Below are 15,287 nucleotides of genomic sequence, written 5' to 3' on the forward strand. Positions count from 1 at the left end.
ATTTTCTAATTTCTAAGCCACTTTTTCAAGGATATTCATAACATACTAGCGGTCTATTTAACTAGCAAAAGCCTCTATACTATTTAACCTTCTGACTTCAACTTGTTGATTAGGAATTATAATAGCTATGATCAAACCTATAACAGCCACAGCTAAAAGAAATAAGCACAAACCTATCGTCGGTGATAACCACCCCATAACAATCGTAGCTATCATTGGTGCAAATCCAGATAGAGATGCTCCAAAACCAAAGCCTATAGAGCACCCTGTCGCACGAACTCTAGGTGGAAATGTTTCGGTATAATAAGGTGTTGACACCCCTTGAATTATTGCTGTCAATGCTGCCATTGCAATAACCATAGATGTAATTAAAGCAATGTTTTGAAGTTGCATAAACATAACCATAGGTACACATAGTACTAGAAGTATCACATAACCGATAATATGAGTTCTTTTACGACCAAAAATATCTGACAAATATCCTGCTAAAGGTGTTACAACACACATAATAGCTATACTAATAGTATTTATCGCTAATGCTGTTGTCAGGCTAAGATTAAGCTCAGTTTCCATATACGTTACCATATATGTTATATCTAAGTAATAAAGCACCATTGCAGTAGTTGATAAACATACTACTAAAGTTAAACGCCATGGGTAATGTTTAAGCAGATCTCGAATAGGTTCAACCTTGAAGTTATTTTCAGAATTTTCTACCTTTTTATCCTCTTTTATAAAGAAATGGATTAGTAGTAAAAAGAACCCTAATGCAAAAGGAAAACGCCAAGCATAGTTTTGCCATGATTCTGGTAAAAAATTTAATGTCAAATAGCTAACACCTGAAGCTAGTAAAAAACCAACTATAGATGTTGCATATGCTACAGCTAGATTAAAGCCTCGATAAGGCTGGTTCTCTTGTTCAGCCGTTAGGGTCATAAGATTACCAAACTGCCCTCCCGCGGATAAACCTTGAAATACTCTGACTAAAACCAATAATATAGGAGCATAAAAACCTATAGTATTGTAACCTGGTAAAAAAGCCATAATAATAGTCGGTATAGCCATAAAAATAATAGCTATATTCATGGCATAATGTCGACCTAATTTATCCCCAAGTCTACCAAAGACAACTGAACCAATAGGTCTAGCAACAAACCCGGCAGCAAATGCTCCAAAAGCTGATATTAATGCTACCCAATGGTTAATTTTTGGGAAAAATTCGACAGCAATAATTGTTGCAAAATAGCCATATAGAGAAAAATCATACCATTCAATGATATTACCAAAAGAATTTTTTAATACACGAAAAACTCGCTCTACCATATAGTGTTTATATTCCCCACTAATAATATATTGTCATTTCATAATAAACAATATATTCGAAATATTTCAAATATATTCAGCAAAAAATGACTTAAATATTATCATGAATTTCACAAGATTATTTATTTAGACTCTAGCAAGTCAAAGTTTCTTATTTATGCAGCAACGATTTTCTTATATAATTACTCTTAGCTTCCTATTATATTTATATCGACTTTTATGAAAAAATCTATAAGCAAAAATAAATTACCAACCCTTGATAGTGTAAATACCTTAAATATCTTAATAGACGCCTTTTCTGAAGAACTAAGAAGAATGAAGTTTGAAGGTGATATTCATTCTGACTATGCCTCAAGAATATCCACCTCTATGGATAACAGTGTGTATTTTATTGTTCCAGAGCTAGTAGTTTTCCCAAAAAATAAAAGCGATGTTAATAGAATCTTTGCTTTAGCTAGTAAGAAAGAATATCAAGAGGTAAAGTTCTCGCCACGAGGAGGAGGTACAGGTACATCAGGGCATTCATTATGTGCTGGTGTTATAGTAGATTCAAGTCGCTATATGAATAATATTTTAGAAATAAATATTGAAAAAGAATTCGTCAGGGTCGAGCCAGGCGTTGTCCTAGATCAATTAAATGATGCTCTAGCAGACACCGAGTACTTTTTTGCCCCAAATCTATCACCTAGTAATAGAGCGACATTAGGCGGTATGGTAAATACTGATGCTTGCGGTAAAGGCTCAAGAATATATGGTCGCACTAGCCAACATGTTTTAGAACTAGGATGTACATTAGTAAATGGACAAAAACTTACAACAAAGAAAATAAAACTAAGTGACCTAGAAGAGGATAACTTAAGTGAAGTTGAAAAAAATATATACTCAACTATTGTTGAGCAAATTATTGATAAATACTCATTAATCGAAGAAAAACTACCTAAATTAAGTAGATTTCTAACTGGTTATAATTTAGCTAAGACCTATGATAAAAAAGATAATAGTATCAATCTCAGCTATTTGGTTTCTGGATCAGAGGGTACTCTTGCTTTTGTTAAAGAAATGACTCTTAAGCTTACCAAAAAACCAAAATACAAAGCACTCTTTAGTATTTCTTATGATAGTTTTGATAAGGCTCTAAAAGCTGCTAGAGATTTATTACCCTCAAATCCTTCTGCAATAGAAACTATTGATAACAATATTGTTGAAATAGCTAAAGATGATGAGATTTATCCGAAAATAAAATATATGCTTGAAAAAGATTCATCGATAAACCTTGCAGCTATAAATCTTGTAGAATTTATTGCTGATTCCCAACATGACTTAGACACCAAAACTGCAAAACTAGAGAGAACACTATTAGATAAGCGAGCAACCTTTCATTTAACAGAGAGTCCTTCTGAGATGGATAGCCTATGGGAACTTCGTAAAAAAGGCGTAGGACTACTTGGTGCGATGAAAGGTGATCGTAAACCAATTCCGTTTATAGAAGATACTGCAGTTGCCCCCGAGAGACTAGCAGACTACATAGCTGAGCTAACAAAACTACTTGATTGTTATGGTGTCAAATATGGTATGTTTGGCCATGTTGACGTTGGTTGTCTTCATGTACGTCCTGCTTTAGATATGAGTTCTGCTGAAGATTATAAAAAGGTTGCTCAGATCACAAAAAAAGTTAGTGAACTTGTTAGAAAATATGGCGGTATTTTATGTGCTGAACATGGTCATGGCCATCGAAGCGAGCATCTAAAGGATTATTTCGGTGATGAACTTTATGAATCTTTAGGTCATATTAAAAAGGCTTTTGATCCACATAATCAACTTAACCCAGGTAAGATAACTGTACCTAATGGTAGTAAAGACCAACTAGTAAAAGTTGATGGTCCTTTTAGAGGATATTCAGATGAGCAAGTACCAAAAGAAATGCGTCAACAATTCTCCGGGGCATATAATTGTAATGGTAACTCTCAATGTTTAAATTATAATTTAGACACTGTTATCTGCCCATCTGCTAAAGCTAGCAGAAACTGGCTATATTCACCTAAAGGAAGATCTGCTGTTTTACGTGAATGGCTAAATCAGTTGGCTGCAAAAGGCTACTCTACAATTGATAAAGAAGATAGTTTTGGTTATGAAAAGGCCCAAGATACTCTTAATGACTTCTCCCATCAGGTTTATGACTCTTTAGATAAATGCTTAGGTTGTAAAGCTTGTATCACAGGATGTCCTATAAAAGTTGATATCCCTACTATGAAATCACAGTTTTTAGCAAATTATCATTCTCGATACAAAAGACCATCTCTAGACTATTTTGTCAAACATAGTGAATCTATCTTAAAGATAAACTTATATATGCCAAAAATCTTCAATGATATCTTTAACACACAGTTTGTTAGGGCTGGCTTAGCAAATACTATCGGATTTACTGATACCCCATTAATAAGCTCCTTAAACTTAAGAGCTGAACTAAAACAAAGAAATGCTCCTGAGTTTAGTATCCAAGAGCTAGAAAGCTTATCAATAGAGCAAAGAAAAAAAACTGTCTGCATTGTCCAAGATATTTTTACATCATTATATGATACCCATATAGTGCTGACTTTATATGATTTCTTAACAGCTTTAGGGTTTAGAGTTTATTTTGCTCCTTTTAGAATAAATGGTAAACCTTCTCATGTTAAAGGTTTCTTAAAATATTTTAAGAAACAAGCCTTAAAAGCGACTAAACTTTATAATGAAATAGCTAAAACTAAAGTTGAGATGATTGGTATCGATCCAGCTATGACTCTAGTATACCGTGATGAATATCGTAAGGTTTGTGGCGATCAAGTAAGATTTAAAGTAAAAATGCTTCAAGAGTGGCTAGTTACAAAACTAGAAGATTTGCCACAAATGAACAATATGATAGATAATGAGTTTAATCTATTTAATCACTGTACAGAAAAATCCCTATCTGCAGCTACTACAACTGATTGGCAAAAAATCTTCACTCACTTTGGTATAAATACAAAAATCGCTAATGTTGGTTGTTGTGGTATGTCTGGTAGCTTTGGTCATGAATCTAAACATGTAGATGACTCAAAACAGATCTATAATTTAAGCTGGAAAGATAAAATAAAACAGTCTGGAATTAGAAATTCTATAGCAACAGGATTCTCTTGTAGATGCCAAGTTAAGCGTATCGAAGGACACACAATTAAGCATCCTATAGAAATTTTAGAATTAAATCGAAAAAAACAGCAAAAAGTGTTGACACAGAAAATAGGATAAGTATAATAATCAACATTCACCGGGTTGTTAGCTCAGTCGGTAGAGCAGTTGGCTTTTAACCAATTGGTCACAGGTTCGAATCCTGTACAACCCACCACTTATTTTTATTCTTTGACTACTTAATTTTAAACATCAAGTCCTTAATATAGCAAAATTTTTTAGAGTTATTTTATTTCATAAATTAGATTTTGCGAAGAAAATAAAGCTTGTTAGCTAAATATAATTTTTTACTAAGTTAGACTTAATCTCTCGTGTTAAATATAAAGTGCCTGCTCCATAACCATACTTATCTACGATATTTGCAAGATTCCTTGTTAATTAAAGCAATATCTAAACCATTACTTATTCTTTCATAGACTTTGCCGGCAGCTTCGTTACCTACAACATCGTGAAGCTTGCCTCTCAAATCTAAACCTTCTTGTGTACCTTCTATAAGATTGTTTTGATTTTCTTCATTATTACTCATGATATCTTCCTAATTATTTAAAAATAGTTTTTTTGCCCAAATATAATATTTGGATGTCACTAATATCCATTAATGTTTTTTGATCAAAATTACACACTGCTAATACATAAAAACTACCTATCATAGATACAGGCATTAGTTTCTTAGCTTGTTCTAACCTATTATTCCAATATGAGTTGTTATCTAGATAACTACATGCTTTATGAAGCTTACTATTTAGTTCACTGTTTTTATTGTGGCTTTGTAACAAAGTAGATATTTTTTGAGAATAAAAATATTGGGCATTAGATACTGGATTGATTAAGTATTTACTTTCACTAAAGTTTTTTATTTTTAGTAAATCTCCAATAAGATAGTCTCTCAAAGATAAACTATAACTCTTATTCTTAAAATCATCTTGCAATATCTCTGCTGTTAGTACATTTAATATTGTAGTTTTATCTTTTTTACTTAGATTCTTTTGATTTTCAACTTTATCTAGGAAATCTTTATGACTATAGATAACATCCCAAACTTTTCCTTTTGTTATTAAATTATGGCTTGAACCTTGTTTATAAAATGTCGGAAATGAATATGCTAATTTAAACATCTCATACATCATTGTTACTTGGCTTGTTACCTCCAATACTCCCTGATTTGCTAAACCTGCCCACCATATTGCATAAAAGTCTTTGCCATAACCAGCTTGAACACAGTTATTACTTACTTGATTTAAAAGTCTATTTGTAGCTTTTGCTAACTCGAGCTGTTCTTTTTGTGTAAATACTGCATTGTCTATATCTTCAGGTGTTTTACCTTTTAAACTTAAAAGTTTATTATGATTAGATGTGGAATAATACTTCGCAAAATCTTTTATATTTGTACCGTCTAAACTTCTTTGTACATTAAAAATCTCTCTTACAGCTAAATTTGCATAAAGATCTCTAAAATACTTGAAAGTATGATAGTTATAATTAAAATCCAAAACTTGTTTTGCATACATCCCTATTTTATGCGGTTGATTACTTGGTATTAGGTTTTCTTCTATTATATATCTATAAACTTTCTTATATGCTTTTAAATATGCTGTTGCATCTGATTTTATAGGTTCAACACACTTTGGAATATTATCTAAAAGCTGTTTTTGATTTGGAAAATATAGATAAGTATCGTATCTATTTGGATTACCTTTACTATTTGCTAATAGTAAACCATTGTAGATAGCTGTTTTATCTACTGGATAAACTGGGCGAGTTGCATTTTTATCTACCTCATTATTCTTCTGACTTTTATACTGAGATATTCCAACTATAGCTAACGCTATAACTATTATACTTATGTATATTTTTTTCATTTTGAACTTATTAGAACTAAATATTTAAATTATAAACAAAATTTGAAATAGTTTTTAAAACTTTAAAATATTAAGGAAAATTAAGTTTAGAAAAATTTAGTGATTTATATGATTAACCAGCTATAGCAATAGCTTCTATTTCAACACGAACATCCTTTGGTAGTCTAGCAACTTCAACACATGAACGAGCTGGAAAGTTACCATTAAAGAAAGAACTATATATCTCGTTAATTGTAGTAAACTCAGTCATATCTTTGATAAAGATAGTAGCTTTAATAACCTTATCTAGACTAGATCCTGCAGCTTCTAATACAGCTTTTAAATTTTGCATAACTTGAGTAGTTTGCTCTTTTATACACTCACCCGCCATGCTTCCATCTGATCTCAAAGGGATCTGGCCAGAAGTATAAACAATACCTCCAACTTTTATAGCTTGCTCATATGGACCTATTGCTTGAGGTGCATTTGCTGTATTTATTTTTGTTTTTTCCATTTATATATCCCTCGCTACTTTATATGTTGGATCAATTTCTTCGAAAACACAGTATGGACCTGCATTTTTTAATATCTCACGACAATCTTCACTTAGATGTCGCAAAGTAACCTTTTTACCTAAATCTAAATATTTCTTAGTTATAGTATCTATAGCTTCAGTTCCAGATATATCCATAACTCTAGAATTAGCAAAATCTAAGACAATATTATCAGGATCATGCTGTATATCAAATAAACTCATAAAAGAAGTTGTTGAACCAAAAAACAGTGGACCAAAAAACTCATATACTTTTGTACCATCTTCTTCACGGTGTGTTCTACTTCTTACTTGTGAGTTTTTCCATGCAAATACTAATGCCGATACAATCACACCAGAAATCACAGCTACTGCCAAGTCTGCATAGACTGTAATAACTGTTACGATAATCAATACTAATTTATCCGAATTTGGCATATATCTAAGTCTATTAGTACTTTCCCAAGCAAAAGTATTTACACAAACCATAAACATAATACCTACTAAAACTGCTAGAGGTATCAATGATATCCAGTGGGATAAGACAACTACAAAACTAATCAATAGAACTGAAGCTGTTAATGATGATAAACGCCCTCTACCACCATTGGTGAAATTGATTATAGATTGTCCAATCATTACACAGCCTGCCATACCACCAAAGAATCCACAAGTAATATTACCAACACCTTGTGCCACACACTCCTGGTTCCCACTACCTCTTTTACCATCCATTTCATCTAAAACTGATAGTGTAAGTAAGGATTCTATAAGACCTACTAATCCTACTAATACTGAGTAAGGTAATACAACCCAGAAAGATGCCCATGTTAAATGAAAATCTGGAATAGCAAAAGTTGGGAAGCTTCCTGATATATCTTGGTATTGCCCAATATTTTCAACAGGTAGCTTAAATGCTATTGCTACTATCGTTACAAATATAATAGCTACAAGTCCTGATGGCACTTTATCTGTAATCTTAGGTACAAAATATACTATTGCCATTGTTATAACTACTAACGCATACATCCATATATTTGCATCATGGAAAAACCTAAGCTGAGCCATCGCAATTACAATTGCTAAACCATTTACAAAACCATACATCGCAGGCTGAGGAACTAGTCTAATAAATTTACCAAGTTTAAATAAACCAATTAAAATCTGCCATACCCCAGCCATAATCGTACATAACAATATATATTGCAGAATATACATACTAGTTTGTTCTTTGGTCATACTATGTAAAACATCTGCTGGAATAATCGCATGAATATGTATCCCTAAAGCAATTAAAACAACAGCTACAGAACCAGTAGCTCCTGAGATCATACCAGGCTTACCACCTACTAAAGCTGTAATAAAACCAAGTATAAATGCTGTATATAAACCAACCGTTGGTGAAACTCCTGCCAACAAAGAAAACCCTATTGCTTCAGGTACTAGAGCTACAGCTACAACGATACCAGATAGAACATCACTTTTTATATTCCTACCTATAAAGGTATTTTTATAATCTAACAATTTACTTCCTATTATTTTTATTATTTATTTAAAGTTTAAGGCTATAAAGATACCATAAAAGTAGTTGGTATTTAAGTAGAAGAAAATTTCACTTAAATGAATTAAATTGTATTTTTATATTTCTTTAAACAGATAGCTGCTACAACCACCATAAAGATTAATAAAGGATAGATACTATTTAGGATATCAAAGAATCCTGCCCCTTTTAGCAAAATTCCTCGAACTATATTTAAATAATGTGTTAGTGGCAATATATTGCCTATGACTTGAGCCCATTCAGGCATCCCTTCAAAAGGAAACATAAATCCTGATAATAATATTGATGGCAAGAAGAAGAAAAATGTCATCTGCATTGCTTGTAACTGTGTATCAGCAACTGTTGAAAAAGTTATTCCTACTAAAAGATTAGCTATAATAAAAGGAAATGTCGCTACAAGTAGCAATAAAATACTACCCACAATTGTTATACCAAATATTACTTTAGCAAAAAATATAATTAGTAGCAGTTGGATATAACCCACTACTATATATGGAGTTATTTTACCAAAGATGATTTCTAGAGATGTTACAGGTGTCGCAAGCAATGACTCCATTGTGCCATACTCTTTCTCCCTTGTTATAGTCAAAGAAGTAACCATAACCATAGTCATTGTTAAAATAACTCCTGCTAGGGCTGGAACAATATTATTTTGCGTTTTATTTTCTGGATTATATTTATTATGAATTACAAAATTAAATGGTTGCTTTTGCTGGACTAATGATTTATTTGAAAAATATTGGCTATATATAGATTTAACTTTATTTATTGCATCGAGCGCCGCTCCTGTCCCAGAGTTAGCACCATCAGCTATTATTAGAATATTTGGAGACTGTCCTCGGTAGACTTCTTTTGTAAAGTTTGGAGGAATATCAATTATAAATTGAACCTTACCTTTCTGCATCAAGGTCATAGCTTGACTCCGTGAAAGGTTCTGATACTTAATATCAAAGTATTTTGTATTATTAATTTTCTCAATAAGATAATTTGTCTGTATTGTTCTATCACCATTAACAAGAGCTGTATTTAAATGCTTTGGATTCATATTAATAGCAAAGCCAAAAAGTATTACTTGAATCAAAGGGATACCTATGACAAGTCCAATAGTCACCTTATCTCTAAGCATATGAATAACTTCTTTCAAGAAAATTGCATAATACCTATTAATATCAAAATGTTTCATGCAAAGTTATCCTGTTGGCTTTTCATTAAAAATATAAAAGCATCTTCTAAAGATGTATCTATCTTATGCCATTCAAACTCACTATATTCTTTTTGTATATCTGTTACATCTACGTTATTTTTAACACTTAAATGTACACTACTACCAAACATAGAGACTTGTTCAATTTTTTCATTACCTTGCAATTCTAAAACGACTTTATAGACATTTTTACCTGAAATGTTATATGTTTTGATACCACAACTATCTATTATATCTTTTTGTGTGCCACTAGATAGTAACTTACCATAAGCAATATAAGATAGCTTATTACATCTTTCTGCTTCGTCCATATAATGAGTAGAAACTAATGTAGTTATTCCTTTACTAGATAAAGTTGAAATATAATCCCAAAACTCTCTTCTTGCTTTAGGGTCAACTCCAGCAGTTGGCTCATCTAAAAGCAAAAGTTTTGGATCATGAATTGTAGCTACCCCAAGAGCTAGTCTTTGCTTCCAACCACCTGAAAGCTCATAAGCCTTTTGATTTGCTCTTGCTTTACCCATTTGAAGATTATCTATAGTTTTATTTACAGCTTCTTTGATATTTTTCAAACTATGCAATCTAGCAAAAATTTTAAGATTTTCTTTAACGGTTAAGTCAGGATATAACGTAAACTTCTGTGTCATATAACCAACTTGCTGCTTGATAACACTAGCATGTGTACCAATATCATAACCAAGACAAGTTCCCTCTCCTTTTGTTATTGGCAGCAAACCACAAACCATTCTTATCGATGTAGTTTTACCTGAGCCATTAGGCCCTAAAAAACCATAAATGTCACCCTCTCTTACTTGTAAAGATATATTATCTACAACAGTCTTTTCACCATAAACTTTAGTTAGGTTTTTTACATCAATAATAAAGTTATCTTCTAAGCTTTGGTTCATTGTAACTCTACCTTCACAGGTTCACCTATATGGATTAATGAGCTTTTGGGTGAATATTGCACTCTAGCCTTAACTTCAAAAGAAATTTCTGAATCAGAGTTTATACCATATAGTAGCGGAGGTGTATATTCAGCTTTATTTGATATATAACTTATTTCTGCTGGAATATTTTTACCATCAGTATTTTCAATACTAACTTTTTGGTTTATTTGTACTTTTGCTAAATCTTGCTTTGATACATAGAAAACCACATATACATCTAGAGGATTGATAACTGTTATAATTGGGTTATATGCTCTGACCTCTTCACCAACTCTATAGAAAATTTGATAAACATAGCCATTTTGAGAAGCTTTTACATCTGCAGAATCTATCTTTTGTTGTAAGTAATTTGAATTACTATTAACAAACATTGACATATAATTAGCTGCTGCAACTAGATCTTCTCTAGCTGGCATTTTATTCATAACTTGCATAACTTCAAGATTTCTTACTTGGTTTATTGCCTCAACAAGTTTTCCTTTAGCCTGCTCAAATTGTTTCTTAGAAGTACTATCATCCTTTAGTAAGGCTTTCTGACGAACATATTCTTCTTTTGCAACCTCTAAATTTGCTTTAGCTGTTTTTATATCAAGCTTAGTTCTATCTAAATACGGTTGTCTTTTACCTTTAGACAAATTATTTGCTATCGCTACTGATGCTTGATGTAAAAACTTATTTGATTTTAGAAGAGTTTGATTTTTTGATGAATCCAGTACAAATAATTGCTGACCTTTTGTAATATATTGACCTTCTTTAACTTTTAAATCTAAAAGTCTGCCACTTTCGTCTGAGGATATATATCTAATATCCGTACTAATATACCCAGGTATCACTTCTGCTTTAGATCTTAAAAAATAATAGACTAACCCTAAAGTGCATATTATTAATAGTAAAGCTATAGCAAAGCCTTTTCGCTTATCAAACATTTCAATTCTAATTAAAGAAAATATTATTGAATTATAAATTAATTAAATTTCAAAATGAAATTTAAATCATAGCTATTGCTATTTTCGATAAATTAGGTAATTATTTGAAAATTATGAAGTTAACTTCTCAGACTATGTTTAAAAGAATAATTGTCGCTACTATACTCATCTGTTCTATAAGCTTATCATTTGCAGATGTTGTTAATATTTATGCGCATAGAGGATTACGTCCACTAGCTCCTGAAAACACACTTCCAGCATATACTGATGCTATGCGTGTTGGGGTTGATGTAGTTGATATGGATATCAATATGACTAAAAATAAAGTCCTTGTCGTAACTCATAACCTAACTCTAAACCCTGATCTAACTAAAGATAAAAATGGTAACTGGATCAAAAAAGCGATTCCAATAAAAGATCTGACTCTAGCTCAATTAAAACAATACACTGTTGGATATATAAAACCAAACTCTCCAACTGCAAAAATGTATCCAAACCATGTCGGAATGCCAGGTATTCATATACCGACATTACAACAAGTAATAGACTATGTTAAGTCAAATGTTGGTAGCAGAGTTCGTCTACAAATCGAAATAAAAACAGATCCTTATGACCCTAAGGCAAGCTGGTCAGCTCAACAAATGGCTGAAGCTTTAAATAAAATACTTATTAAAAACCAAATATCTAGTAGTGTTGAAGTACAAGCTTTTGAATGGCAAGCTTTAGTAGATCTACAAAAGCTAAATCCTAAGATTCAGACAGCTTACTTAACAGATCACACAACTGAACCTATGAATACTCAACAAGCAAAAACAATGCCAAATTACCAAAAATGGACAGCACCTATTGATCCTAAAGATTACAACTATGACTATCCAATGATGGTTAAAAAATTAGGTGGTACTTTTTGGGAACCATATGAAAAAGACTTAACTAAAAAAGATCTTGATGAAGCTCATAAACTAGGTCTTAAAGTTGTAACATGGGGCTGGACTGAAGAAGAAGGAACTGACTTTGATTATAATGTTGCAAGCAAGCTTATCGACTGGAGAGTTGATGGCATTATAACTGACAGACCAGATATTCTAAGAGGTCTTGAGGCAGCAAAAGGTCTTGATCTACCTCCTGCTTATCCTAATATTCCTTTTCCAAAAAATATCTAAATATTACAGATTATATAATTTAATTTATTTAAATTATTTTAGCTATCACGAGTGTTGCTATTTACAGCAAATTAAGTAATTATTTCAAAATCAAAAAAAATAACTTTAAATTATGCTTAAAAAGATAATTACTACTGCTATTTTAGCTTGCTCTATAAACTTTGCCATTGCTGATGTTGTTAACATTTATGCTCATAGAGGATTACGCCCATTAACTCCAGAAAATACTCTCCCTGCTTATACTGCAGCTATGCGCGTTGGTGTTGATGTAGTTGATATGGATATCAACATGACCAAAGATAAAGTTCTTGTAGTAACTCATAACCTAACTCTAAATCCTGACCTAACCAAAGATAAAAATGGTAACTGGATCAAAAAAGAGATACCAATAAAGGATCTAACCTTAGCTCAATTAAAACAATACACTGTTGGCTACATAAAACCAAACTCTCCAACTGCAAAAATGTATCCAAATCATGTTGCAATGTCTGGCGTACACATACCTACATTACAACAAGTAATAAACTATGTTAAATCAAATGTTGGTAGTCGTGTTCGTTTACAGATAGAAATAAAGACAAACCCTAATCAACCTGATCAAAGTTGGAAGCCACAAGAAATGGCTAATGCTTTAAATAAAATACTAGTTAAAAATCATATTTCTAGTAGTGTTGAAGTACAAGCTTTTGAATGGCAAGCACTAATTGACCTTCAGAAGCTAAATCCAAAAGTCCAAACAGCTTATCTAACAGATAGTTATAGTGATCCTATGAATAGTGAAGCAGTTAAGAAAATGGCAGGACGTAAAAAACTAACTGCTCCTCTTGATCCTAAAGATTACAATTATAACTATCCAAAAATGGTTAAGAAACTAGGTGGTACTTTCTGGGAACCATATGAAAAAGACTTAACTAAAAAAGATCTTGATGAGGCTCATAAACTAGGGCTTAAGGTTGTAACATGGGGCTGGACAGAAAGAGAAGGTACTGACTTTGATTATAATGTTGCAAGCAAGCTTATTGACTGGAGAGTTGATGGCATTATAACTGATAGGCCTGATATTTTGAGAGGCCTTGAAGCAGCAAAAGGACTTGATCTACCTCCTGCTTATCCTAATATTCCTTTTCCAAAGACAATCTAAAAGATATTAATTTATAATTTTTATCATATAAGTAAATTTTTATTGAGGAATAAAAATTCTTAAACTAAACTAATTGCTACCTAATAGTAAAATAAACCAAAGATACCGATAACTTTATGAATTTTTTAAAACCTGCAAAAAACTTGCCTTTACTAGCTAAAGAGCAAATACAAAAACTATACCCTCACTGGCGACTAAGAATGTTCCTAGTTGCATATATTGGCTACTTCACATACTACTTTGGTAGAAGTAGTTTTGATGTATCTAAACAATATATCACAACACTATCACCTGATGAGCTAGGGTTAATAGGTGCTGGCTTAGGTATTGCTTATGGTGTCAGTAAGTTTCTCATGGGTAATATCTCTGATAGAAGTAATGCTAAAGTATTCTTAGCTATAGGCTTATTTATTACAGGTTTTATCAACTTATTATTACCTAGCCTACTTTCTCTAGGTGTTCTTGTTATGTTTATAGCAATGTTCTTAAATGGCTGGTCTCAAGGTATGGGCTGGCCTGCTTGTGCACGTATCATGACTCACTGGTTCTGTGCTAATGAACGTGGAACTAAAATGGGAATTTGGAATACCGCTCACAATGTAGGTGCTGGATGTCTAGCAATCATTGTAGTTCCGATTGGATTATATCTATTTAGTGGCGACTGGCATGGACTTTTTTATGTCGCTGGTGCATTGTGTATAGGTGTAGGTATTTTAATATTAATCTTTGGTGCTGATACCCCTCAATCACTAGGTTTACCAGCTATTGAAGTATACAAAGGTTACACTACAGCAGAAGCTCACCATGAGAAAGAATTCTCAGCTAAAGAGATATTCTTTAAGTATGTGTTAAATAATAAGTGGGTTTGGTTAATAGCTGTTGCAAATGCTTTTGTATATTGCGCAAGATATGGTCTTGGAAGCTGGGCTCCTTACTACTTAGTTCATGTTAAGCATTTATCAACTTCTGATGGTCTTATTGCTTATGCTATGTTTGAGCTACCAGCAATTCCAGGAACTATAATCATTGGTTGGTTAACCGATAGATTCTTTGGTAGCCGTAGAGCTCCAATGAGTGTAATCTGTATGGTCTTATTTATTTGTGCATTATTAGTATATTGGTATAGTAATACCCCTGTAGTTCTTTGGGCATCATTATCTGCAATGGGAATATTAATATATGGCCCTGTTGCTTTGATTGGCATATTAGCTTTAGATCTTGTTCCTAAAAAAGCAGGTGGAACAGCTGCAGGTTTTACTGGATTATTTGGTTATTTCTTAGGTACTGTTGGTGCTCAAGCTGTAATTGGCGCGATTGCTACATTCTTAGGCTGGAATGCTGTATTCGTATTCTTACTAAGTGCTTGTGTTATTGCTATAGTTCTTTTGGCAATATGTTGGAACCTTGGCTATAATAAAGTTTCCGAGAACTAGATTATATTCCTA

Annotated in this window: 12 protein-coding genes and 1 tRNA gene; 5 read left to right on the top strand and 8 right to left on the bottom strand. The window is 32.4% G+C overall.

Translation table 11 applies throughout. The annotated features are described in order from the left end of the window. Window positions 1-57: 57 nt before the first annotated feature. Window positions 58-1,323 (bottom strand): MFS transporter, encoded by a 1,266-nt coding sequence (locus FIP56_RS07250; protein ID WP_192578265.1) that lies wholly within the window; start codon window positions 1,321-1,323, stop codon window positions 58-60. A 231-nt stretch (window positions 1,324-1,554) separates the two neighbouring features. Between FIP56_RS07250 and FIP56_RS07255 the strand changes: the two genes are divergently transcribed. Beyond that, a complete protein-coding gene (locus tag FIP56_RS07255) occupies window positions 1,555-4,587 on the top strand; it encodes an FAD-binding and (Fe-S)-binding domain-containing protein (RefSeq protein ID WP_192578867.1) in 3,033 nt (1,010 codons plus the stop codon). Between the two features lie 21 nt (window positions 4,588-4,608). Further along, window positions 4,609-4,684 (top strand) — tRNA-Lys (locus FIP56_RS07260). 189 nt (window positions 4,685-4,873) lie between these two features. On the opposite strand, the gene FIP56_RS07265 is transcribed toward FIP56_RS07260, so the two are convergent. The 7 genes from FIP56_RS07265 to FIP56_RS07295 form a co-directional block, all read right to left on the bottom strand. Next, entirely contained in the window at window positions 4,874-5,053 is a 180-nt protein-coding gene (locus FIP56_RS07265; RefSeq protein ID WP_192578266.1) for a hypothetical protein, read from the bottom strand. 13 nt (window positions 5,054-5,066) lie between these two features. Further along, window positions 5,067-6,386 carry a hypothetical protein gene (locus tag FIP56_RS07270; protein ID WP_192578267.1) on the bottom strand — a complete coding sequence of 440 codons (1,320 nt, stop codon included), beginning with the start codon at window positions 6,384-6,386 and terminating at the stop codon, window positions 5,067-5,069. Window positions 6,387-6,498: 112 nt separating this feature from the next. After that, window positions 6,499-6,879 carry a RidA family protein gene (locus FIP56_RS07275; RefSeq protein ID WP_192578268.1) on the bottom strand — a complete coding sequence of 127 codons (381 nt, stop codon included), beginning with the start codon at window positions 6,877-6,879 and terminating at the stop codon, window positions 6,499-6,501. Then, the gene (locus tag FIP56_RS07280; protein ID WP_192578269.1) at window positions 6,880-8,421 is read right to left on the bottom strand and encodes a SulP family inorganic anion transporter; all 1,542 of its coding nucleotides are present in this window, start codon (window positions 8,419-8,421) and stop codon (window positions 6,880-6,882) included. It lies immediately after the preceding gene. Between the two features lie 101 nt (window positions 8,422-8,522). Then, a complete protein-coding gene (locus FIP56_RS07285; protein ID WP_192578270.1) occupies window positions 8,523-9,641 on the bottom strand; it encodes an ABC transporter permease in 1,119 nt (372 codons plus the stop codon). Further along, window positions 9,638-10,570, bottom strand: coding sequence for an ABC transporter ATP-binding protein (locus FIP56_RS07290; protein WP_192578271.1), 933 nt, complete (start codon window positions 10,568-10,570; stop codon window positions 9,638-9,640). Before FIP56_RS07290 ends, FIP56_RS07285 begins: the two co-directional genes overlap by 4 nt. Further along, the gene (locus tag FIP56_RS07295) at window positions 10,567-11,538 is read right to left on the bottom strand and encodes an HlyD family efflux transporter periplasmic adaptor subunit (RefSeq protein WP_192578272.1); all 972 of its coding nucleotides are present in this window, start codon (window positions 11,536-11,538) and stop codon (window positions 10,567-10,569) included. The genes FIP56_RS07290 and FIP56_RS07295 overlap by 4 nt, the downstream gene beginning before the upstream one ends. Window positions 11,539-11,672: 134 nt before the next feature. On the opposite strand from FIP56_RS07295, the gene FIP56_RS07300 reads away from it, so the two are divergent. The 3 genes from FIP56_RS07300 (at window position 11,673) to FIP56_RS07310 (ending at window position 15,275) form a co-directional block, all read left to right on the top strand. Continuing rightward, window positions 11,673-12,701: a glycerophosphodiester phosphodiesterase gene (locus FIP56_RS07300; RefSeq protein WP_192578868.1), complete on the top strand. Its 1,029-nt coding sequence runs from the start codon at window positions 11,673-11,675 to the stop codon at window positions 12,699-12,701. A 112-nt stretch (window positions 12,702-12,813) separates the two neighbouring features. Then, window positions 12,814-13,842: a glycerophosphodiester phosphodiesterase gene (locus FIP56_RS07305; RefSeq protein WP_192578273.1), complete on the top strand. Its 1,029-nt coding sequence runs from the start codon at window positions 12,814-12,816 to the stop codon at window positions 13,840-13,842. A gap of 116 nt (window positions 13,843-13,958) precedes the next feature. Next, on the top strand, window positions 13,959-15,275 hold the full coding sequence (locus FIP56_RS07310; RefSeq protein ID WP_192578274.1) for an MFS transporter: 1,317 nt from the start codon (window positions 13,959-13,961) through the stop codon (window positions 15,273-15,275). The last annotated feature ends 12 nt before the right edge of the window (window positions 15,276-15,287 follow it).

Origin of the sequence: Francisella sp. LA112445, from assembly GCF_012224145.1 — a bacterium.
Lineage (GTDB): Bacteria > Pseudomonadota > Gammaproteobacteria > Francisellales > Francisellaceae > Francisella.

Coding starts and splice junctions, on each gene's coding strand:
- FIP56_RS07250 (WP_192578265.1), bottom strand. CDS start 1,323: ATGGTAGAGCGAGTTTTTCGTGTATTAAAAAATTCTTTTGGTAATATC.
- FIP56_RS07265 (WP_192578266.1), bottom strand. CDS start 5,053: ATGAGTAATAATGAAGAAAATCAAAACAATCTTATAGAAGGTACACAA.
- FIP56_RS07310 (WP_192578274.1), top strand. CDS start 13,959: ATGAATTTTTTAAAACCTGCAAAAAACTTGCCTTTACTAGCTAAAGAG.
- FIP56_RS07295 (WP_192578272.1), bottom strand. CDS start 11,538: ATGTTTGATAAGCGAAAAGGCTTTGCTATAGCTTTACTATTAATAATA.
- FIP56_RS07275 (WP_192578268.1), bottom strand. CDS start 6,879: ATGGAAAAAACAAAAATAAATACAGCAAATGCACCTCAAGCAATAGGT.
- FIP56_RS07290 (WP_192578271.1), bottom strand. CDS start 10,570: ATGAACCAAAGCTTAGAAGATAACTTTATTATTGATGTAAAAAACCTA.
- FIP56_RS07285 (WP_192578270.1), bottom strand. CDS start 9,641: ATGAAACATTTTGATATTAATAGGTATTATGCAATTTTCTTGAAAGAA.
- FIP56_RS07300 (WP_192578868.1), top strand. CDS start 11,673: ATGTTTAAAAGAATAATTGTCGCTACTATACTCATCTGTTCTATAAGC.
- FIP56_RS07270 (WP_192578267.1), bottom strand. CDS start 6,386: ATGAAAAAAATATACATAAGTATAATAGTTATAGCGTTAGCTATAGTT.
- FIP56_RS07305 (WP_192578273.1), top strand. CDS start 12,814: ATGCTTAAAAAGATAATTACTACTGCTATTTTAGCTTGCTCTATAAAC.